The following is a 19,961-nucleotide window of genomic DNA, read 5'->3' on the forward strand; positions in this document are numbered from 1 at the left end:
GTCGCGCGGCGGCCGAGGGCCGCCGGGTGGCCGATCAGCTCTCGACGGCCTTGGACTGGGACGCCTCGCCCTCGATGGTGCGCCCCTCCACCGCGACCGGCGTGTCGGCGCGGGTGACCTGGATCTTGCGGGCCCGGGCCTTCTCGGCGACGGGGATGCTCACGGTGAGCACGCCGTCGTGGTAGCTGGCCTCGAGCCGGTCGGTGTCCAGGCTCCGGCCGAGGACGAGCTGGCGCGTGTAGCTGCCGTAGGGCCGCTCGGCGATGCTCCACTCGGCGTTCTCGAGCTGGGGCACCGTGCGCTCGGCCGTCACGGTCAGCGTCGTGCCCTCGACCGACAGGTCGATCGAGCCGGGGTCGACGCCGGGCAGGTCGAAGTGGGCGACGAAGTTGTCGCCGACCCGGTAGGCGTCCATCGGCATGCCCGACAGCGGGCGGGCGGTCATCGAACCGGCGCGGCCGGTCAGCTGGTCCAGTGCCCGGAAGGCGGCGGACGTGGCGGCGAACGGGTCGTAGGCGGTCAGCATCGCCATGGCTGTGCAACCTCCTGTGTGTGGTCCTGTCGAGTTCGCTGCCCGAGGTGAACCTCTAGTGGCGACTGGAGATTACCTCTGACGCGCACCTGTGTAAACGTCCATCGGCGAACTTTGTTCCCGCTGTCCGTGCCCGGTTTCCCCGCGCGCGCGTGATCACCGGGCGCACGGGGCAGTGGTCCCCCGTGGACGAGCGCATGGTCCCCTCAGCGCAGGGGGAGACGGGGCAGGAACAGGCCGGCAACGGGACGACGGAGGTGACCACCAGCCTCACGGGCGACGTCGCGACGCTCACCGTCAGCGGCGAGCTGACCGAGGAGGCGCGGCGGCCACTGGTCCGGACGATGACCGACCTCCTGCTCGCCGAGCCGGGGCTGCACCGGGTGCGCCTGGACACCCGCGCGGTCCGCTACGTGAACTCCGCCGGGATGGCGGTGCTGGTGCAGCTGCAGAAGCTGGGGCAGCCGCGCGGGGTCGAGCTGGTGCTCGTCGCCCCGCCCTCGGCGGTGGCCCGGCCGCTGCAGCTGTCCGGCCTGTGGCTGCGGTTCCCCGTCGAGGAGTGAGCGCCGGGCGACACCTCCTAGCCTGACCGGGTGCCGCCGAGCCACCCCCACAGCCACGGTCCCGACCCCGACGCGCCCCCGCCGAGTCCGGAGGTGCTCCTCCGCCGGCGCCGCGCCGTCCGGCTGATGCTGCTGCTGCTCGTGCCGGTCGGGCTGGCCACCGTCGTGGGGCTGGTCGTGCTGTGGCCCGGGGACGAACCGTCCCGGGCTCAGCAGGCGGCCGAGCTGTACGTCCCGCCCGGGACCACCTACCACGACGCCCGCGTGGCGTCGGTGGAGCCGTTCGACTGCTCACTGCCCGGCGGGGAGGGGCAGCCGGCGCAGCAGCTGACCTGCGCCACGGTGGTCACCGAGGTGCTCGACGGCCCGGGTGCCGGCGAGTTCGTGCAGGTCGACCTCCCGGCGGAGGTGTTCTCGGCCGGGGTCGCCGAGGGCGACGTCCTCGTCCTCACCCGGGACGCCGGCGCGGAGGGCCCGGCGGCGTACGCGTTCTTCGACTACGACCGCGACGTGCCGATCGTCGTGCTGACGATCGCCTTCGCCGTCGTCGTCGGCCTGGTGGCCCGCCTGCGCGGACTCGCCTCGCTGCTGGGCCTGGCCTTCGCCTTCGCCGTCCTCCTGCAGTTCGTGCTCCCCGGTCTGCTCACCGAGCAGTCACCGGTGCTGACCAGCCTGGTCGGGTCGGCCGCGATCATGTTCGTCGTCCTCTACCTCGCCCACGGCTTCTCCGCCCGGACGACGACGGCGCTGGTGGGCACCCTGTTCGGGCTGACGCTGGTCGCCGTCATGGGCGCCCTCGCCGTGGCGACGGCCCGGCTGACCGGGCTGACCAGCGAGGAGACCACCACGCTGCTCGGCTACGACCCGACCCTGGACTTCTCCGGCCTGGTCCTCGCCGGGGTCGTCGTCGCCGGGCTGGGGGTGCTCAACGACGTCACGATCACCCAGGCCTCGGCGGTGTGGCAGCTGCACGAGGTGGACCCCGACATGAGCTGGCGGGAGCTGTACTCGCGCGGGATGGCGGTGGGCCGGGACCACATCGCCTCGACGGTCTACACGATCGTCTTCGCCTACGCCGGGGCCGCGCTGCCGCTGCTGCTGCTGTTCGAGCTGTACGCCCAGCCGTGGGACGTCGTCCTCACCAGCTCGGCCATGGCCGAGGAGGTCATCCGCACCCTCGTCGGGGCGATCGCCCTCGTCCTCGCCGTCCCGGTGACGACGGCGGCCGGCGCCTTCTTCGCCAAGGCCGCCGGCACCGAGGCCGGGGCCGCGACCGACCGGCGGATGACCGCGCTGCGCGCCCGGTTCGCCCGGTGAGCGAGGCTGTGCCCGTGCCCGACCTGCTCACCGCCGCCCGCGCCGCGCCCGGTTTCATGCCCGACGAGGAGGGGACGGCGCTGTACGAGGCCGCCCGTTCCGTCGCCGTGCCCGGCCCGCTGCTGGAGGTCGGCAGCTGGATGGGGAGGTCGGCGCTCTACCTGGCCGCCGCCGCGCGGGAGACCGGCCGGAAGGTGGTCACCGTCGACCACCACCGCGGCTCCGAGGAGCACCAGCCGGGCTGGGAGTACCACGACCCGTCGCTGGTCGACCCCGCCGTCGGGCTGATCGACACCCTGCCGCGGTTCCGCCGGACCATCGCCGACGCCGGAGCCGAGGACGTCGTCATCGCCGTCGTCGCCCGGTCGGAGGTCCTCGCACCGCTGTGGAGCACCCCGCTGGCGCTGCTGTTCCTCGACGGCAGCCACACCGAGGAGTCCGCGCGCCGCGACCAGGACGCGTGGGTGGCCAAGCTCGCCGTCGGGGGCACCCTCGCCATCCACGACGTCTTCCCCGACCCGGCCGACGGGGGGCAGGCGCCCTACGGGGTGTACCGGCGGGTGCTGGCGTCGGGGGAGTTCACCGAGCTGCCGGGCACCGGTTCCCTGCGGCTGCTGCGCCGTGAGCGCTGAGGCGGGCGGGGGCGGTGCGCTGGCCACCGAGCGGGCCGCCGTCCTCGCCCAGATCGCGGCGCTCACCGGGGAGTTCGACGCCGTCGTCGAGGCCTCGAAGGCGTCCAACGCCGACGACGAGCACGACCCCGAGGGTGCGACCATCGCCTTCGAGCGGCAGCAGGTCGCCGCCCTCCTCGACGCCGCCCGGCGCCGGCTGGCCGACGTCGACGCCGCCCTGGCCCGGCGGGCGGCGGGCGACTACGGCACCTGCGAGAGCTGCGGGCGGCCGATCGCGCCCGAGCGGCTGGCGGCCCGCCCCGCGGCGCGGACCTGCATCGACTGCGCCCGCTGAGCCCCGGGTCGCGGCGCCGTGTGCACGCGTCGTCTCGACGGCCCGGGGCACGACGCCGCGTGCACACGTCGTCGTCCGGGCGACGGGGCCTTCTCAGCTCACGTAGCGGCGGGCGGTCGAGGTGCGCTGCGCCTCCTCGAGCGCGGCGAAGCGGGCCTCGGCGTGCGCCGGCAGCACCCGGCGCTCCCGCAGCACCCAGGGCAGGCCGCGCAGCGCGTCCAGCACACCGAGCAGGCTCAGCCGGTCCCGCGGGATCGTGCGCAGCAGGTGGCCGGTGCGGCGCAGGGCCGGGCGCAGCGGGCGGCGCAGCCACGTCGTCCAGAGGGTGTTGCGGATGCCGTCGCGGCGGCGCTTGTGCGGGTCCCGGGCGGTGCTCGCCTGGTGGTGCACGGTCAGCTCCGGCAGGTAGCACAGCTCCCAGCCGCGGGCGGCTAGGTCACCGGCCATGAGCTCCTCCTCCCCACCGAGCCACAGCCGCTCGCAGAAGCCGCCGACCTCGTCGAAGGCCTCCCGGCGGAGGACCGACGCGCCCGCGAGGAAGGAACCCAGCGCCGGACCGGGCAGCCAGTCCGCGCCCCGGACGGGGGAGTCGCGCAGCTCCGGGACGATCGGGTCCTCGCGGCCGCCCGGCTCGACGAGGATCCGCGCGGTGACGACGGCCAGTCGCGGGTGGGCGTCCAGGGCGTCGGCCGCGGCGCGCAGCGAGCCGGGGTCCCACCAGGTGTCGTCGTCGCAGAAGGCCACGTAGGGGGTGCTCACCCGGGCGACGCCGACGTTGCGGCCCACCGCACCCAGGTTCTCCGGGCTGGCGACCAGCTCCACCTCGGGGAACCGCTCGGCGACCGCCGCCGCCGTCCCGTCGGTCGAGCCGTTGTCCACCACGACCACGTGCGGCTGCTCGGGCAGCGCGCGCAGCCGCGCCAGCGCCTGCAGCACCTCGCCGCGGCGCTGGTGGGTGATGACGACGACGGCGACCCGCGGATCGGGCCGGCCCTCCTGCAGCGGCCCGGGCGCGGCCTCGGTGGCCGTCACGCCGCGTCGCCGGCGAGCAGCCGGACGTCGGACCAGACCTCGTCGGGCACCCGGCGGCGCCCTCGCACGGCAGCCGGCACGTCGGGGACGGCGCGCAGCAGCCCCCGCAGCCCCGGGCGTCCGGCCCGGACGGCGGAGACGAGCAGCGGCGGCAGTGCCGGGAGGGGGTGGCGCATGACGGCGGTGAGCACCCGGCTGCGCCAGATCGCGGCCTGCCGGCGGGCCGGGGCGTCCCGTCGCGGGGACGGGTGGTGGTGGATGGTGACCTCGTCGACGTAGGCGAGCCCCCAGCCGGCGGCGGCGAGGTCGAGGGCCACCCGCTCCTCCTCGCCGGGGAAGCGGACCACCGCGTCGAACCCGCCGACGGCGGCGAACGCCTCCGTGCGCACCAGTGCCGCGCAGGCGACGAAGCCCAGCAGCGAGGGGCCGGGCAGGTCGGGGGCGGTGCCCAGCGGGCTGTCGGCCATCTCGGCGCAGACGGGGTCCAGCCGCTCCTCCGGGCCGACCAGGATGCGGGCGTTGAGCAGCGCCAGCCTCGGGTGCGCGCGCATGATCTCCACCGCCCGCGCCAGGTCGCCGGGCGCCCACCACGAGTCGTCGTCGGCGAACGCGACGAAGGGGGTGCCGGCCTGCTGGGCGCCCAGAGTGCGGGCCCGGGCGCCGAGGTTGCGCTCCAGGGGCAGCACCGTCACCTCGGGGTGCGCCGCCCGGACGGCGTCCACGGTGCCGTCGGTGGAGCCGTTGTCGACCAGCACCACCGGCGCCTCGTGGCGGGGGAGCGAGGCGAGGAGGTCCTCACGGCGGTTGCGGCTGGCCACCACGACCGTGACGGGCGGTCCGGGGTGGGCGGAGGTGTCGGGCGGGGTCACGACAGCACCGTGCCCGCGCCCCCCGCCAGCCAATCCACCGCGCCCTGTGACACGTCCGTGCCGACCGCCGGCAGCGCGCCCGGGTCGGGGAACAGCCCGCACGCCGGCGTGGCGCCGGCCAGCGCGTCCGCGGCGAGGACCACCGCCGCCGCCGTCCAGGTGGTCCGCTCGACCGGCCAGCGGGCGTCGTCGGGGTAGACGAAGCCGGTCCAGTAGGAGCCGTCGTCGTGGCGCAGGTGCTGCATGGCGGCCACCTGCTCGACCGCGGCGTCCCGCTGCCCGGCGGCGGCCAGTGCCAGCGCCAGCTCGCAGGTCTCCGCGCCGGTCACCCACGGGCGGTCGGTGACGCACCGGACGCCGAGGCCGGGGACGACGAAGCGGTCCCAGTCGGCGGCCAGCCGCGCGGTGGCCGCGGGCCCGGTCACGGCGCCGCCGAGGACGGGGTAGTACCAGTCCATCGAGTAGCGGGAGCGGTCGGCGAACGCCTCCGGGCGGGTGCGCAGGGCCGTGCCGAGGTCGTCGGCGGCCAGCTCCCAGTCCGGCTGCGGCTCCCCGGCGAGGGCGGCCAGCGCCACCCCGCAGCGCAGCGCCTGGAAGAGGCTGGCGTTCCCGGTCAGCAGTGCGGTGTCGTCCGGCGTGCCGTCCGGGCGCACCGCCCAACCGACCGCCCCGCCCGGCAGCTGCATGCGCGTGACCAGGTCCAGCCCGCGGCGGACCACCGGCCACAGCTCCGTGACCAGCTCCTCGTCCCCGGTGCACAGCCAGCTGTGCCACACGCCGACGGCGAGGTAGCCGGCGTGGTTGCTCTCGGCGAACGGAGCGGTCTCCGCGCCGGCCCGGTACTCGGCGGCCCACGACCCGTCGGGCCTCTGCCGGCCGGCCAGCCACCGGTAGGCGGCCCGGGCCCGGTCGTGCTCGCCGCCGACGTCGAGGGCCATCGCGGCCTCCACGGAGTCCCACGGGTCCAGCTGGCCGCCGCGGAACCACGGGAGCGCGCCGTCGGCGTCCTGCTCCGCGGCGATCGCCGCCACCGTCGCGCGCACCTGCTCCCCGCTCAGCACCCCCGGGAGCTCCGGCAGCAGCTCAGACAGCGGTCCGCTCCCGCTCGGTCCCCGTCCGCGCGGCGGGGGCGGCCGACGGCTCGTCCGCACCGGTGACGGGCTTGTCCGCGTAGACGACCAGGCTCTTGCCGAGCAGCGGGTCCAGCAGCCGCTCCGCCGTGCGGGTCACCCACGGCCGCTGCGTCAGGTCCCACACCAGCAGCCGGTGGTAGGCACGGACGGCGGCGGTGTCGCGGTCGACCCCGACCGCGCACCTGAGCCACCAGAACGGTGCGTGCAGCGCGTGCGCGTGGTGCTGACCGCCGGGCACCAGGCCCGCGGCGGCGAGCCGGGTGCGCAGCACGTCGCCGCGGTAGATGCGGACGTGTCCGCCCTCGTTGGCGTGGTAGGCGTCCGACAGCGCCCAGCAGACCCGCTCCGGGAGGTAGCGGGGAACGGTGACCGCGACCCGCCCGCCGGGCTTGAGCACGCGGGCGATCTCCGCCATCGCCGTGACGTCGTCGGGGATGTGCTCGAGCACCTCGGAGGCGATCACCCGGTCCACGCTGGCGTCGGGCACGGGGAGGGCGCGGAGGTCGCCACGGACCACCTCGTACCGAGCGCCGTCCGGGGCCTCACCGCCCTCGGCGATGGCGCCCAGCCAGCGCTTCGTCGTCTCCACCTCGGGGACGCCCCAGTCGACCGCGACCACCCGCCCGCCCCGGCGGTAGGCCTCGAACGCGTGCCGGCCCTCGCCGCACCCCAGGTCGAGCACGGTCATGCCCGGCCGCAGGTCGAGCCGGTCGTAGTCGACGGTCAGCACGGGGTCCCCCGTCCCTTTCGCTCCAGCACCTGCGCGTACCACTCCGCCGTCCGCTCGGCGGTGGCCCGCCAGGTGTAGGACGCCAGCACCCGGCGCCGGCCGGCCCGGCCCAGCTGCTCGCCGAGGGACGGCGAGTCGAGGACCAGCTGCAGCGCCGCGGTGAGCTCCCCGACGTCGCCGGCGGGCACCCGCAGACCGGCCTTGCTGCCGACGACCTCGGGCAGCGCCCCGGCGTCGGTGGTGACCAGTGGCGTGCCGCAGGCCATCGCCTCGATCGCGGGGAGGGAGAAGCCCTCGTACAGCGAGGGGATGGCCACGACGGCGGCACCCTGCAGCAGCGCCACCAGGTCGGCCTCCGGCAGGGGGCCGGTGAAGCGGACGGCGTCGCGCAGGCCCAGCCGGTCCAGCGCCGCGTCGGCCGGCCCGCCCGGCCGCGCGGTGCCGACGACGGTCAGCCGCACCGGCCGCTCGGTGCGCAGCTTCGCCACCGCCTCCAGCAGGTGCACCAGGCCCTTGAGCGGCACGTCGGCGCTGGTGGTGACCACGATCGACCGGCGGTCGCGTGCGCGTCCGGGTGGCGGCGGGGTGAAGACGTCGGGGTCGATGCCCACCGGGATCACCTCGACGCCGGCAGCGGGCACACCCAGGTGGGTCTCGATGTCGCGGCGCGAGTTCTCCGAGACGGTGGTGACACCGTCCAGCCGCGGCGCCACGCGCGCCTGCATGCCGGTGAACGCGTACCAGCGGCGCAGCGTCAGCCGGCGGCGGAGGGAGGGGGCGGCGGCCAGCTCCAGCGCGCGGTCGATGGCGACCGGGTGGTGCACGGTGGCCACCGTCGGCACGCCCGCGCGGACCAGCCGCAGCAGACCCAGACCCAGGCTCTGGTTGTCGTGGACGACGTCGAACTCCGTGGCCCGGGGCAGCAGCTCCCGCGCCGCGCGCAGGCTGAAGGTCAGCGGCTCGGGGAACCCGGCGGTGCACATCAGGGCCCACTCGGTGAGGTCCACCCAGTCGCGGAACTCGCTGGGCCGCGGGGTGCGGAACGGGTCGGGCTCGCGGTAGAGGTCGAGGCTGGGCACCTGCTCCAGCGGTACGCCGTCGTCCAGCTCCGGGTAGGGCGGGCCGCTGAACACCGTGACGGCGTGGCCGAGGGCGGTGAGCTCGCGGGAGAGCGCGCGGACGTAGACGCCCTGGCCGCCGCTGTGCGGCTTGCTCCGGTAGGACAGCAGTGCGACGCGCAACGACCGTCCCATGGTCGGCGACTCTAACTTCCACGTGTGACGCGCCGGTTCCGGTAGCCCCGGCTGCGGACGGCGGTCCGTTGCTGACAGGGTGGGGCCATGCTGCGCCACGTCGTGCTCTTCACCTGGTCCGACGACACCGACCCCGAGCGCCGGGCCACCACCCTGGCCGCGCTGCGGCGGCTGCCCGAGGAGGTGGGCGGGATGACCGCCTTCGACGTCGGGCCCGACGCCGGGCTGCGGGAGGGCAACGCGCACACCGCGCTGGTCGCCGACTTCCCCGACGTCGAGGCCTGGCGGCGCTACGCCGAGCACCCGGTGCACCTGCAGGTCGTCGCCGAGCACGTGACCCCGTTCCTCGCCTCGCGGACCGTGGCCCAGTACGAGGTCTGAACCCGCTGCGGCCGCCCCTGCAGGGGTTACCGTCGGGGCATGAGGGGTGCCCGCCGTTCCCACCGGATCGCCGTCCTCGCCACGGGGCTCGTCGCCGGGGGTGTCCTGGCCGGCTGCGGGCAGGGTGCGGTGGTCGAGGAGGCCGCGGCGACGGGCGCCGCCGCCGCGCCGGCCGCGGCGACGGCGGACCCGGCGGTCGACCTGTCCGCGGGGCTGCTGCCGGCGTCGGCGTTCGCGCCCGGCGCCACGGTGCTGCCGCTGACCGAGGAGCTGCTGCACTCGGCCGGCGGCCCCGACGCAGGGGGCGTGCCGCCCGGCACCGAGCTCGACCTGGGCGGCTGTGCCGACCTGCTGGCCCAGGTGCGGGCCGCCGTCGCTGCGGGCGTCGACGACGTCGCCGGCCAGGCGGTCCTGGAGGGCGCGCAGGCCACGGTGCAGGGGCTGGTCTCCGGCCCGGCCGCCCAGGACGTCGTCGCCACGGTCACCGGGGCGCTCGACGACTGCCGGACGGCGTCGGGCAGCGTCCCGGGGCGCGGGGCGGGGACCGTCACCGTCGGCGAGGTCCGCGAGCCGCAGCTCGGGGACGCCGCCGTGGAGGTCGCCCTCACCGTCGACGCCACCGCACCCGACGGCCGCCGGGTGACCGCGCCCGCCCTCGTCGCCCTGGTGCAGGACGGCGACCGGGTGATGGCCCTGGCGACGACCACGCGGGAGGGCGGCGCGCTCGACGCGCAGGCGTTCGCCGACCGGCTGGCGGAGGCCCACCGGGTGCAGGCCGAGGCACTGGGCTGAGACATCCCGGCCGGCGCCCTCCACAGGCCCGGCCGCGGTCCACAGGTCCCGCGCCGACGCCCAGCCAGGCCCGTCCCGCCACGAGGGTCGGGGCATGGACGACACCCCACGCCCCGAGGTGCGCATCTCCGACATCGGCGGGATCGCCGCGGCGCTGCCCCACCTGATCGGTTTCCACCCGCACGAGTCGGTGCTGCTGGTCGGCCTCGGCGGGCCCAGCGGCCGCAGGGTGGGGCTCACCGTGCGCGCCGACCTCCCGTCGCGGGCGGCATCGGCCCCGGCGGCCCGGCTGCTCGCCCGCAGCGTCGCCACCGACGACCCCTCGGGGGTGGTCGTCGCGGTGGTCTCCGAGTCCCCGGACGACCTCGAACCACTCCCCGGGCAGCCCTCCGGTGAGGTCGTGGCCGGGTTGCCGCACCGCGACGTCGTGCACGACGCGGTGGTGGCGCTGACCGAGCTCGGCGTCCCCGTGGTCGACACGGTGCTGGTCCGCCGCGGCCGGTGGTGGTCCTACGACTGCCCGGACCCCTGCTGCGCCCCCGGCGCCGGGACGCCGCTGCCGGCCGGGGTCTCGGAGCTGGCGGTCGCCTCCGTGGCCGGCGGCGTGGTGGTCGAGCGGGACCGCGCGGCGCTGGAGGCCCGGATCGCCCGGGTCGACGACGCGGCCGCCGCAGCGGTGGAGGCCCTCACCTGGCAGCTGGGGGAGCGCGCCGCTCGGTCGGCGTCGGCCGACCGCGACGCCGCGGCCCGCCGCTCGTGGGAGACCGTCGTCGGCGTGCTGGGCCGCTGCCGGCCGGGCGCCGACGGCGGCGGCCGGCCCTCGGACCGGGACGTCGCACGGGTGCTGTGGGCGCTGACCGACGTCCGGGTGCGCGACCGCGCGCTCACCCTGGCACTGGGGGACGACGCCGCCGCGGCCGAGGCGCTGTGGACCGAGTGCACCCGCCGGGCACCGGTCCCGCTCGACGCCCCACCGGCCACCCTCCTCGCGGTGAGCGCGTGGCTGCGCGGGGACGACGCCATGGCCAACGTGGCACTGGAGCGGGCACTGGCGAGCCGGCCGACCTACACCTTCGCCCGGCTGCTGGCCGAGGGGCTGGCCGCCTGCCTGCCCCCGGCCCAGCTCCGGGAGATGATCACCGCGACCGCCGAGGAGCCCGGCGAGGTCTGGGCCGCCGGGTGACCGGGTGCCGGCCGTTCCGGACGTCGTCCTCCCTCAGAGCAGCTCCGGTCGCTGCCACTCCTCGCCGAGCACGTGCTCGGCGAGGAAGGCCAGCACCGCCTCGTACCAGATCCGCGAGTTGCCCGGCGTCAGCACCCAGTGGTTCTCGTCGGGGAAGTACAGGAACTTCGACGGCACGCCCCGCTTCTGCAGGTCGTACCAGAGGCGCAGGGCCTCCCCGATCGGCACCCGGTAGTCGCGGTCGCCGTGGATGACCAGCATCGGCGTCCGGATGGCGTCGGCGAACCGGTGCGGCGAGTTCTGCTCGTAGCGCTTGGGTCGCTGCAGCGGGTCGCCCCACTCCTGCTCCCAGAAGTACGCCGCGTCGGTGGTGCCGACGAAGGAGTCCATGTGCCACAGGCTGGCGTGGGTGACGATCGCCCGGAACCGGTCGGTCTGGGTCGCCACCCAGTTGGCCATGTAGCCGCCGAAGGAGCCGCCCATCGCCGCGGTGCGGGTGGCGTCGACCTCCGGTCGCTGCTCGGCCGCTTCGACGGCCGCCATGAGGTCGGTGTAGGGCGCCTCCCCCCAGGCGCCCCAGCCGCGGCGCACGAACTCCTGGCCGAAGCCCTGGGACAGGGCCGGGTTCGGCAGCAGGACGGCGTAGCCCCGGGCAGCCATCACCCAGGGGCACCAGCGCCACGACCACGAGTTCCAGCTCATCAGCGGGCCGCCGTGGATCCACAGCAGCAGGGGCGCCGGGCGGTCGGCCGACGCGCCCTCGGGCAGCACCAGCCACGACTGCACCCGGGTGCCGTCGGCGGCGGTCGCCGTCACCTCGTGCAGGGTGCCGGGCAGGGCGTCGAGGGTCCCGGGGTTGGGCAGCGGCGCCGGGTGCTGGCCGGGGGCCTCCGGGTCCAGCCGGACGGGTGCCGGTGGCTCGTCGTACGCCGAGCGCAGGGCGTACAGGGCGCTCCCGTCCCGCGCGACCTGCAGGTCGCTGTAGGCGCCGTCCGTGGTGAGCCGCACGGGCGTCCCGCCGTCCAGCGGTACGCGGAACACCGCGTGCCGGCCGTCGTCGTCGGCGAGGAAGTACACCGCCGCGCCGTCCGCGGCGAACTGCGGGGCGCTGGGCCAGCGGTCGAGGTCGGGGGTGAGGTCGCGGACCGCACCGGTCGCGACGTCGACGTGCAGGAGCGTGTAGTCCGGCGCCTCCTCGTACGTCGGCAGCGTCTCCCGCACGCACACCACCGCGGTGCCGTCGGGGGAGAAGCGGGCGGAGTGGACGTCGGCCAGCGGGTCGTCGACCAGCACGCGCGCCGCGCCGCTGGCGGTCTCCACCACCACCAGCCGGTCGCGGCGGCCGGCCGGACCGTTGGGCACCGGCTCGACGCGGACCACCAGCGTGCCGTCGGGGGAGAGCGCGGGGGAGTCCCCGGCCTCGTCGGGCGGGACGACGTCGGGGGTCAGGTCACGCAGGGAGAGCGGCTCAGCGGCGACGCCGGCGGGCGGCTCCCCGGCCGGACGGCCGGCCCAGAACAGGTGCGGAGCGGCCGGCCCGAGGTCGGCGTCCCAGTGCCGGACGGGGTAGGCCTCGTGCAGGATCGCGCTGACCCCGGCCTCCTTGCGCTGCTTGCGGCGCTCGGCGTCGGCCTCGGCATCCGCGGCGCCGGGCATCGCCGAGGCCACGACCACCACGTCACCGGAGTCCGCGGCCACCGCGACGCCGCCGATGCCCCCGGGGTGGACCACCACCGGCCGGGCCTCGCCGCCGTCGGCGGGCAGGCTCCAGAGCGCGGGCCTGGGGTCCTCGCCGTTCGGCTTGGCGTCGGGATCGGGGCGGGCGGAGGTGAACAGCAGCGACCCGTCGGGTGCGAAGACCGGGGAGGACTCCCCGGGGGCGCTGCGGGTGAGCCGGCGGGCCGGGCGCCGTCCCTCCGGGTCGACCTCCCACAGCGCCGAGTGCCACGTCGTGCGCTCGGGGGCGAGGGTCTGCACCGAGACGGCCAGCCGCCGGCCGTCGGGCGAGAGCGCCAGCCCGGTCAGCCGCGGCAGCGCGACGAAGGCGGCGAGGTCGGCGAACGGCGAGGTGCCCCGGGTGGCGGCGTCCCCGGCGGGGGTGGACGGGTCGGTCGCGGCGGGAGGCTGGCTCACGCGGGGCCTTCTCTCGTGTCCGGTCGGAGCGGTCGGGCCCACCGTAGTGAGCCCGACCGCTGCGCCGTCCCCGCGTCGCGGGCCGGGCCCGCGCCCGGCTCAGAGCCGGGGGGCGGCCTCGACCGGGGTGAGCTCCTCGTCCAGGGCGCTGACGAACACGTGCTGGGCAACGCCGGCGGGCAGCACCTCGCCGTCCACGCTCACCGTGCCGGCCACCAGCTGGGCCACCACGGTCGCGCCGGGCCGCAGGCCCTGGTCGGCGAGCGAGCGCATGAGCTCGTTGTCCTCCTGCAGCTGCTCGCTGATCCGCTTGATCTCCACGCGGCGCCCCTCGGGGGTGGCCGTGGTGGACAGCAGGGTCAGCGAGTCGAGCACCGCGGAAGTCTCACCCCCCAGTGCGTCCAGCCCGGGGATGGGGTTGCCGAACGGCGAGACCGTCGGGTTGCCCAGCAGCGTCAGCAGCTTGCGCTCGACGGCCTCGCTCATGACGTGCTCCCAGCGGCACGCCTCCTCGTGGACGTCGGCGTAGTCCAGGCCGATCACGTCGACGAGCAGGCACTCGGCGAGGCGGTGCTTGCGCATGACGGCGGTGGCCAGCTGCCGGCCCTGGTCGGACAGCTGCAGGTGCCGGTCGCCCTCGACGGTCAGCAGACCGTCGCGCTCCATCCGGGCGACCGTCTGGCTGACCGTGGGGCCGCTCTGGTGCAGCCGCTCCGCGATACGGGCGCGGAGGGGGACGATCCCCTCCTCCTCCAGCTCGAAGATCGTCCGGAGGTACATCTCGGTGGTGTCGATGAGGTCGTTCACAGGTCTCCTCCGTGTCGACCCCGATGGTACGGGGGGAACGCCCGTGGGCCGGGTCACGCGGCGGCTCGCCGGAGGGCCGGGAGCGGGGTCCCGGCGGTAGCGTCGCACCGCAAGCGGGGGCGTCGACGGCCCCTCTCGTCCCGCGCCAGCGAGGAGAGCCGGTGAGTGACTCCGTTGCGGTCGTCTGGGACGACGCGCTGCTCGGCTACACGATGGGCGGGGACCACCCCCTGCACCCCGTCCGGCTGGACCTCACCATGCGGCTGGCCGACTCCCTCGGCGTCCTGGCCTCCGACCGGCTGACGGTCCTGCAGCCGGCCACCGCCGACGTCGACCTGCTCACCCTCGTCCACGACCCCGCCTACCTCGAGGCGGTGCGGCGCGCCCCGGCCGAGCCCGACGTCGGGTTCGGGCTGGGCACGCCGGACAACCCGATCTTCGACGGCATGTACGAGGCCGCCGCGCTGATCACCGGCGGGAGCGTGCTCGCCGCCCAGCAGGTGCACGCCGGTACCGCCCAGCACGCGGTCAACATCTCCGGCGGCCTGCACCACGCCATGCGCGACCGCGCCTCGGGCTTCTGCGTCTTCAACGACGCCGCGGTCGCCATCGCCTGGCTGCTCGCCCAGGGTCACCAGCGGATCGCCTACGTCGACGTCGACGTCCACCACGGGGACGGCGTGCAGGCCGCCTTCTACGACGACCCCCGGGTGCTGACCGTCAGCGTCCACCAGACGCCGCTGACCCTCTTCCCGGGCACCGGTTACCCCGAGGAGACCGGTGACCCCACCACCGCCCTGGGCAGCGCGGTCAACCTCGCCCTGCCCAACGGCACCGACGACTCCGGCTGGCTGCGCGCCTTCCACGCCGTCGTGCCCAGCGTGCTCCGGGCCTTCCAGCCGGAGATCCTCGTGACCCAGTGCGGCTGCGACGCCCACCACGAGGACCCCCTCGCCGACCTGTCGCTCACCGTCGACGGGCAGCGGGCCAGCTACCGGGCGCTGCACGACCTCGCCCACGAGATCTGCGACGGCCGCTGGCTGGCCCTCGGCGGCGGAGGGTACGGCCTGGTCCGCTGCGTGCCCCGCGCCTGGACCCACCTCATCGCCGAGGCCGGCGGCGACCGGCTGGACCCGGCCACGGAGATCCCGGAGTCGTGGCGGGAGGACGTCGTCCGCCGGGGGCTGCGGGCCCGGCCACCCACGCACATGACCGAGGGCGGCTACACCGGCTTCTCGCGCTGGGACCCGTTCACCGAGTCCCGCGTCGACCGCGCCGTCTCCCGCACCCGCAAGGCGTCCTTCCCCTACTTCGGCCTCGACCCGGACGACCCCCGTGACTGAGCCGCAGACCGGCACCGCCCCCGCGGTGGGGACCGCGGAGGCCGAGCACGTGCCCCCCGCGCACTGGGAGGCCGACATCATCGCCGCCGACGGCGGCACGCTGCACCTGCGCCCGATCTGCCCCGAGGACGCCGACGGCCTGGTCGGGCTCATGGACCGCAGCTCCGACCAGACCCGCTACTACCGGTTCTTCGGCCCCATGAAGCGGCTCTCGGACCGCGACCTGCACCGGTTCACCCACGTCGACCACGACTCGCGCGTGGCCTTCGTACTGGTGCTCGGCGACCAGGTCATCGGCGTCGGCCGCTACGACCGGTACCCCGGCACCAACGACGCCGAGGTCGCCTTCCTCATCGAGGACGCCCACCAGGGCCGTGGCCTGGGGTCGGTGCTGCTCGAGCACCTGGCCGCCGCGGCGCGCGAGCGGGGCATCGACCGCTTCGTCGCCGAGGTGCTGGCGCAGAACAACCGGATGGTGCGGGTCTTCCTCGACGCCGGCTACACCCCCGAGCGCACGTACGAGGAGGGCGTGGTCCACCTGACCTTCCCGATCGCGCCGACCGAGACCGCGCTGGCCGTGCTCTACGAACGGGAGCAGCGCAGCGAGTCCCGGTCGATCGCCCGGCTGCTCACGCCGTCCTCGGTCGCCGTGGTGGGGGCCAGCAACGACGAGGAGAAGATCGGCCACGCCGTCCTGCGGCACCTGCTCGACTACGGCTTCCGCGGTCCGGTCTACCCGGTCAACCCCGGCGCCCGGCACGTCCGCGGGGTCCCGGCGTACGCCTCCATCGAGGCGATCCCCGACGACGTGGACCTCGCCGTGCTCGCGGTGCCGGCCGACGAGGTCGCGGCGGTCGTGGAGGCCTGCCGGCGCAAGCGGGTCCGCGGGCTGGTGGTGATCTCCGGGGGGTTCGGTGAGTCCGGGCCCGAGGGGCGGACCGCCGAGCGGCGGCTGGTCGCCTCCGCGCGCGCGTCCGGGATGCGGGTGGTCGGCCCCAACTGCCTGGGCATCGTGAACACCGACACGTCCGTGCGGCTCAACGCCAGCCTGGCGCCGCGGATCCCCGGGCGTGGCCGGGTCGGCTTCTTCGCCCAGTCCGGCGCGCTGGGGTCGGCCCTGTTGGAGCAGGCGCGCACCCGCAACATCGGCCTGTCCAGCTTCGTCTCGGCCGGCAACCGCGCCGACGTCAGCGGCAACGACCTGCTGCAGTACTGGGCCACCGACCCCGGCACCGAGGTCGTGATGCTGCACCTGGAGAGCTTCGGCAACCCGCGCAAGTTCGCCCGCCTGGCCCGCCGGGTGGGCCGCAGCAAGCCGGTGGTCGCGGTGAAGAGCGGCCGCCACGTCCGCATGACCGAGGGCCTGGCCGGGACGTCGGTGGCCGTGCCCGAGGAGTCCGTGGCAGCGCTGTTCGCCTCGGCCGGCGTCATCCGGGTCGACACCCTCGCGCAGCTGTTCGACGTCGGCACCCTGCTGGCCCACCAGCCGCTGCCGGAGGGCGACCGGGTCGCCGTGGTCGGCAACTCCACCGCGATGGGCGTCCTGGTCGCCGACGCCGTCCTGGAGGAGGGGCTGGCGTTGGCCCGCGAGGCACCCACGGACATCGGCGCCGGTGGCACGGCCGAGGAGTTCCGCGCCGCCCTGCAGGACGCCGTCGACGACGCCGGGGTGGACGCCGTGGTCGCGGTGTTCCTGCCGCCGGTGAGCCGCGGGTCCACCGAGTTCGGCCGGGTGCTGCGCGAGGTGGCCCGGGACGCCGGCAAGCCGGTCGTCGCGACGTTCCTGTCCACCGAGGGCATCCCGCCGGAGCTCGCCGTCCCCGGTGCCGACGGGACGCCGGACCGCGGCTCGGTGCCCTCCTACTCGACCCCGGAGCGCGCCGTCATCGCGCTGGCGAAGGTGGCGCAGTACGCCCGCTGGCGGCGGCGCCCGGTCGGTGAGGTGCCCGAGCTCGACGGGATCGACGAGCGGGCCGGGCGCGACGTCGTCCTGTCGGCGCTGGCCGACGAGCCCGGCGGCCGGTCGCTCACCGACGAGGAGACGATCGCGCTGCTGGCCGCCTACGGCGTGCCGCTGCTGGGCACCCGGACGGTGACCGACGCGGAGGCGGCCGTGACCGCCGCGGAGGCGATCGGGTACCCGGTGGTGCTCAAGTCGACCGCGCCGTGGCTGCGGCACCGCTCCGACCTCGGCGGCGTGCGGCTGGACCTGGGGGACGCCGACGCCGTCCGCACGGCCTTCGCCGCGATCCCCTCCGGTGACCCGGTGATCGTGCAGGAGATGGCCGCCCCGGGCGTGGCCACCGTCGTGGAGGTGGTCGACGACCCGTCCTTCGGCGCGCTGGTCAGCTTCGGCCTGGGCGGCGTGGCCACCGACCTGCTCGGCGACCGCGCGTACCGGACCCTCCCGCTCACCGACCTGGACGCCGCCGAGCTGGTCCGCGCGCCGCGGGCGTGGCCGCTGCTCAACGGCTACCGCGGCTCCGAGCCGGTCGACGTCGCGGCCCTCGAGGACCTCCTGCTGCGGGTCGCGCGGCTGGCCGACGACCTGCCGGAAGTTCTGCAGCTGCGCCTCGAACCGGTGATCGTCGGCCCGCCCCACCCCTGGCACGGCGGGCGCTCGCTGGTGGTCGCCGGTGCCGTGGTCCGGGTCGGCCCGCCGACCGCCCGCGTCGAGCCCGGCCCGCGGCGCATGCGCAGCCCCGGCGTGTGACCGCTCAGCCGCTCGGGGTGCAGGCGGCGACCAGGTGGCAGCGCAGGGGAGCGGCCAGCGTGCCGTCCGGTGCGGTGAAGGGGGCCAGCACCTCCCGCGCGCCGGTCCGGATGCGGTCGTGGACCTCGGGGGTGATCCGCTGGGCCAGCGGTGACCCCTCGACCTCGGTGGTGGTCAGCGCGTCGGCGGAGTCGAAGGCCGCCGTGCCCAGGTGCGTGCGGGTGGCGGTGACCGTCAGGCCGGCGCCGGTGAACGTGGCCTGCAGCTGGTCCAGGTCACCGCAGGCCCAGTACGCACCGAGCAGCGCCGCGGCCTCCGGACCGGCGTGCCGCACGGCCATCTCGACGAAGGGCCCGTAGGCGGGCTGGTCGGCGAGGGCGGCAGGGACGCAGACGGCGACCACGCCGCCCGGGCGGGTCACCCGCGCCGCCTCGCGCAGCGCCGCCGTCCGGTCGGGGAAGAACATCAGCGCCATCTGGCACAGCACCACGTCGACGGTGTGGTCGGGGAACGGCAGGTCGGCGGCGTCCCCCCGCCGCCACTCCAGGTCGGGCCGGACCCGGCGCGCCACGGCCAGCATGGCCTCGTTGAGGTCCACCCCGACGACCCGGCCGGTGCCGCCGAGCCGGTCGGCGACGGTGCGGGCCACGATGCCGGTGCCGCAGGCGACGTCGAGGACGTCCTGCCCGGGGTGCACGCCGGCGAGGTCGGCGAGCAGCGGCGCCCACTGCGCGAAGATCGCCGGCACGAAGCGCGCCTCGTAGAACTCGGCCGCCTCGGCGCTGATCTGGAAGGTCTCGGTCGCGGCTCGCGGTGTCGTCATGGCGCGCTCCCCGGTGCGGTGCACCCCCGAGGATCCACCCGCCGGGGCGCCCCGTCACCGGGTCACCGCACCCGGGGACGCCGAGAGCCGGCCACCGCGTGGTGGCCGGCTCCCGGTGGTGCGGACGGCTGCGTCCAGAGGCTCGCCCGAGCGGGCGGGGGGAACGGGGTCCGCTCAGGCGAGGTAGTCCCGCAGGGCGTCGGCCCGCTCCGGGTCGCGGAGCTTGGCCATCGTCTCGCGCTCGATCTGGCGCACCCGCTCGCGGGAGAGGCCGAACTGCTTGCCGATCTGCTCGAGGGTCCGCGGCTGGCCGCCGTCCAGGCCGAAGCGGAGGACGACGACGTCGCGCTCGCGGTCCTCCAGCGTGGACAGCACGTTGCGCACGTCGCCCTTCATCATCTGGAAGGCGACGGCGTCCTCGGCGACCGCGGCGTCGGCGTCCTCGATGAAGTCACCGAGGCGGGACTCCTCGTCGGCGCCGACGGTCTGGTCGAGGCTGACCAGGTCGCGGGAGTACTCGAGCAGCTCGGTGATCCGCTCCGGGGTCATGTCGAGCTCGAGGCCCAGCTCCTCCGGGGTGGGCTCGCGCTCCAGCTCCTGGTGGATCCGGCGCCGGGTGCGCACCACCTTGTTGACCTGCTCGGCGAGGTGCACGGGCAGCCGGATGGTGCGGCCGGAGTCGGCCATGGCGCGGGTGATGGCCTGGCGGATCCACCACGTCGCGTACGTCGAGAACTTGAAGCCCTTGGTGTAGTCGAACTTCTCCACCGCGCGGATCAGGCCGACGTTGCCTTCCTGGATGAGGTCCAGGAACGTCATGCCGTGGCCGGTGTAGCGCTTGGCGACCGACACGACCAGGCGCAGGTTGGCCTCCAGCAGGTGCCGCTTGGCGGCCTTGCCGTCGATGGCCAGCGCCTTGTAGTCCCGCTGGTAGCTGGGGGAGAGGCCCTGCTTCTCGGCGAGCAGCCGCTCGGCGTAGAGGCCGGCCTCGATCCGCTTGGCGAGCTCGACCTCCTGCTCGGCGGTCAGCAGCGCCGTCTTGCCGATGGTGTTGAGGTACACCCGCACGAGGTCGGTGGAGACCAGGCCGGTGGTGTCGGGCTCGCGGCGCGTCGAGCGCGAGCGCACCTCGAGGGTGTCGGTGGGGGAAGACTGCAGCAGCGTCACGATCTGTCTTCGTCCTTGCCTTCGGTTCGGATGCGTGCCGCCGGTTCGTCGGTGGCGGCGGCGCGCGTCCGGGCGTCGTGGGTGGGGGCCCGGTCGTCCGGTCGTCAACCGGCCGCAGCCCTCGCTCAGGTGTCCGTTGTGGTACGCCCTGCACAACGGCCGCACGGGGCCTGCGTGTTCCACGGATGCCGGGTTCCCAGCAAACGCACAGGGCGTGTGTTGTG

19 protein-coding genes are annotated in these 19,961 nt (G+C 75.8%); 9 read left to right on the forward strand and 10 right to left on the reverse strand.

Annotated features, from left to right (window positions below; all coding sequences use genetic code 11):
- Window positions 1-34: 34 nt before the first annotated feature.
- The gene (locus ACI79E_RS09175) at window positions 35-532 is read right to left on the reverse strand and encodes an Hsp20/alpha crystallin family protein (RefSeq protein ID WP_456932220.1); all 498 of its coding nucleotides are present in this window, start codon (window positions 530-532) and stop codon (window positions 35-37) included.
- A gap of 197 nt (window positions 533-729) precedes the next feature.
- Here ACI79E_RS09175 and ACI79E_RS09180 point away from each other — a divergent pair, with 197 nt between their 5' ends.
- From ACI79E_RS09180 to ACI79E_RS09195, 4 genes are read left to right on the forward strand one after another with little or no spacing between them, the layout of a single operon-like run.
- A complete protein-coding gene (locus ACI79E_RS09180; RefSeq protein WP_456932221.1) occupies window positions 730-1,095 on the forward strand; it encodes an STAS domain-containing protein in 366 nt (121 codons plus the stop codon).
- A gap of 30 nt (window positions 1,096-1,125) precedes the next feature.
- A complete protein-coding gene (locus tag ACI79E_RS09185; protein WP_456932222.1) occupies window positions 1,126-2,412 on the forward strand; it encodes a YibE/F family protein in 1,287 nt (428 codons plus the stop codon).
- Window positions 2,409-3,044: a class I SAM-dependent methyltransferase gene (locus ACI79E_RS09190; RefSeq protein WP_456932223.1), complete on the forward strand. Its 636-nt coding sequence runs from the start codon at window positions 2,409-2,411 to the stop codon at window positions 3,042-3,044. The genes ACI79E_RS09185 and ACI79E_RS09190 overlap by 4 nt, the downstream gene beginning before the upstream one ends.
- Entirely contained in the window at window positions 3,034-3,378 is a 345-nt protein-coding gene (locus ACI79E_RS09195) for a TraR/DksA family transcriptional regulator (protein WP_456932224.1), read from the forward strand. Before ACI79E_RS09190 ends, ACI79E_RS09195 begins: the two co-directional genes overlap by 11 nt.
- Window positions 3,379-3,471: 93 nt before the next feature.
- On the opposite strand, the gene ACI79E_RS09200 is transcribed toward ACI79E_RS09195, so the two are convergent.
- From ACI79E_RS09200 to ACI79E_RS09220, 5 genes are read right to left on the reverse strand one after another with little or no spacing between them, the layout of a single operon-like run.
- Window positions 3,472-4,410 (reverse strand): glycosyltransferase family 2 protein, encoded by a 939-nt coding sequence (locus ACI79E_RS09200; RefSeq protein ID WP_456932225.1) that lies wholly within the window; start codon window positions 4,408-4,410, stop codon window positions 3,472-3,474.
- Window positions 4,407-5,279 (reverse strand): glycosyltransferase family 2 protein, encoded by an 873-nt coding sequence (locus ACI79E_RS09205; RefSeq protein WP_456932226.1) that lies wholly within the window; start codon window positions 5,277-5,279, stop codon window positions 4,407-4,409. Before ACI79E_RS09205 ends, ACI79E_RS09200 begins: the two co-directional genes overlap by 4 nt.
- Window positions 5,276-6,322 carry a prenyltransferase gene (locus tag ACI79E_RS09210; RefSeq protein ID WP_456932227.1) on the reverse strand — a complete coding sequence of 349 codons (1,047 nt, stop codon included), beginning with the start codon at window positions 6,320-6,322 and terminating at the stop codon, window positions 5,276-5,278. Before ACI79E_RS09210 ends, ACI79E_RS09205 begins: the two co-directional genes overlap by 4 nt.
- 40 nt (window positions 6,323-6,362) lie before the next feature.
- Window positions 6,363-7,142 carry a class I SAM-dependent methyltransferase gene (locus ACI79E_RS09215; protein WP_456932228.1) on the reverse strand — a complete coding sequence of 260 codons (780 nt, stop codon included), beginning with the start codon at window positions 7,140-7,142 and terminating at the stop codon, window positions 6,363-6,365.
- Window positions 7,136-8,395 carry a glycosyltransferase family 4 protein gene (locus tag ACI79E_RS09220; RefSeq protein ID WP_456932229.1) on the reverse strand — a complete coding sequence of 420 codons (1,260 nt, stop codon included), beginning with the start codon at window positions 8,393-8,395 and terminating at the stop codon, window positions 7,136-7,138. Before ACI79E_RS09220 ends, ACI79E_RS09215 begins: the two co-directional genes overlap by 7 nt.
- Before the next feature lie 87 nt (window positions 8,396-8,482).
- Here ACI79E_RS09220 and ACI79E_RS09225 point away from each other — a divergent pair, with 87 nt between their 5' ends.
- From ACI79E_RS09225 to ACI79E_RS09235, 3 genes are all read left to right on the forward strand, one after another.
- Entirely contained in the window at window positions 8,483-8,776 is a 294-nt protein-coding gene (locus tag ACI79E_RS09225) for a Dabb family protein (RefSeq protein ID WP_456932230.1), read from the forward strand.
- A gap of 39 nt (window positions 8,777-8,815) precedes the next feature.
- Window positions 8,816-9,568 carry a hypothetical protein gene (locus tag ACI79E_RS09230; RefSeq protein WP_456932231.1) on the forward strand — a complete coding sequence of 251 codons (753 nt, stop codon included), beginning with the start codon at window positions 8,816-8,818 and terminating at the stop codon, window positions 9,566-9,568.
- A 94-nt stretch (window positions 9,569-9,662) separates the two neighbouring features.
- Window positions 9,663-10,751, forward strand: coding sequence for a DUF4192 domain-containing protein (locus tag ACI79E_RS09235; RefSeq protein WP_456932232.1), 1,089 nt, complete (start codon window positions 9,663-9,665; stop codon window positions 10,749-10,751).
- 33 nt (window positions 10,752-10,784) lie between these two features.
- Here the strand turns inward: ACI79E_RS09235 and ACI79E_RS09240 are convergent, their stop codons facing one another.
- Entirely contained in the window at window positions 10,785-12,884 is a 2,100-nt protein-coding gene (locus tag ACI79E_RS09240; RefSeq protein WP_456932233.1) for a S9 family peptidase, read from the reverse strand.
- Between the two features lie 99 nt (window positions 12,885-12,983).
- Window positions 12,984-13,691: a metal-dependent transcriptional regulator gene (locus tag ACI79E_RS09245; RefSeq protein ID WP_456932234.1), complete on the reverse strand. Its 708-nt coding sequence runs from the start codon at window positions 13,689-13,691 to the stop codon at window positions 12,984-12,986.
- 161 nt (window positions 13,692-13,852) lie between these two features.
- Here ACI79E_RS09245 and ACI79E_RS09250 point away from each other — a divergent pair, with 161 nt between their 5' ends.
- Window positions 13,853-15,034, forward strand: coding sequence for an acetoin utilization protein AcuC (locus ACI79E_RS09250; protein WP_456932235.1), 1,182 nt, complete (start codon window positions 13,853-13,855; stop codon window positions 15,032-15,034).
- Window positions 15,027-17,747 carry a bifunctional acetate--CoA ligase family protein/GNAT family N-acetyltransferase gene (locus ACI79E_RS09255; RefSeq protein WP_456932236.1) on the forward strand — a complete coding sequence of 907 codons (2,721 nt, stop codon included), beginning with the start codon at window positions 15,027-15,029 and terminating at the stop codon, window positions 17,745-17,747. The genes ACI79E_RS09250 and ACI79E_RS09255 overlap by 8 nt, the downstream gene beginning before the upstream one ends.
- A gap of 4 nt (window positions 17,748-17,751) precedes the next feature.
- Here ACI79E_RS09255 and ACI79E_RS09260 read toward each other — a convergent pair whose 3' ends face one another.
- Both ACI79E_RS09260 and sigB read right to left on the reverse strand, forming a co-directional pair.
- Entirely contained in the window at window positions 17,752-18,570 is an 819-nt protein-coding gene (locus tag ACI79E_RS09260) for a methyltransferase domain-containing protein (protein WP_456932237.1), read from the reverse strand.
- Window positions 18,571-18,744: 174 nt separating this feature from the next.
- The gene (gene sigB, locus ACI79E_RS09265) at window positions 18,745-19,737 is read right to left on the reverse strand and encodes an RNA polymerase sigma factor SigB (RefSeq protein WP_456932238.1); all 993 of its coding nucleotides are present in this window, start codon (window positions 19,735-19,737) and stop codon (window positions 18,745-18,747) included.
- Window positions 19,738-19,961 lie beyond the last annotated feature (224 nt).

Source organism: Geodermatophilus sp. SYSU D00079 (genome assembly GCF_054050635.1).

What these genes read in the sequence shown, in the direction of transcription:
- ACI79E_RS09175 (WP_456932220.1), bottom strand. Translation starts at nt 532, where the DNA reads ATGGCGATGCTGACCGCCTACGACCCGTTCGCCGCCACGTCCGCCGCC.
- ACI79E_RS09180 (WP_456932221.1), top strand. Translation starts at nt 730, where the DNA reads ATGGTCCCCTCAGCGCAGGGGGAGACGGGGCAGGAACAGGCCGGCAAC.
- ACI79E_RS09220 (WP_456932229.1), bottom strand. Translation starts at nt 8,395, where the DNA reads ATGGGACGGTCGTTGCGCGTCGCACTGCTGTCCTACCGGAGCAAGCCG.
- ACI79E_RS09225 (WP_456932230.1), top strand. Translation starts at nt 8,483, where the DNA reads ATGCTGCGCCACGTCGTGCTCTTCACCTGGTCCGACGACACCGACCCC.
- ACI79E_RS09230 (WP_456932231.1), top strand. Translation starts at nt 8,816, where the DNA reads ATGAGGGGTGCCCGCCGTTCCCACCGGATCGCCGTCCTCGCCACGGGG.
- ACI79E_RS09235 (WP_456932232.1), top strand. Translation starts at nt 9,663, where the DNA reads ATGGACGACACCCCACGCCCCGAGGTGCGCATCTCCGACATCGGCGGG.
- ACI79E_RS09260 (WP_456932237.1), bottom strand. Translation starts at nt 18,570, where the DNA reads ATGACGACACCGCGAGCCGCGACCGAGACCTTCCAGATCAGCGCCGAG.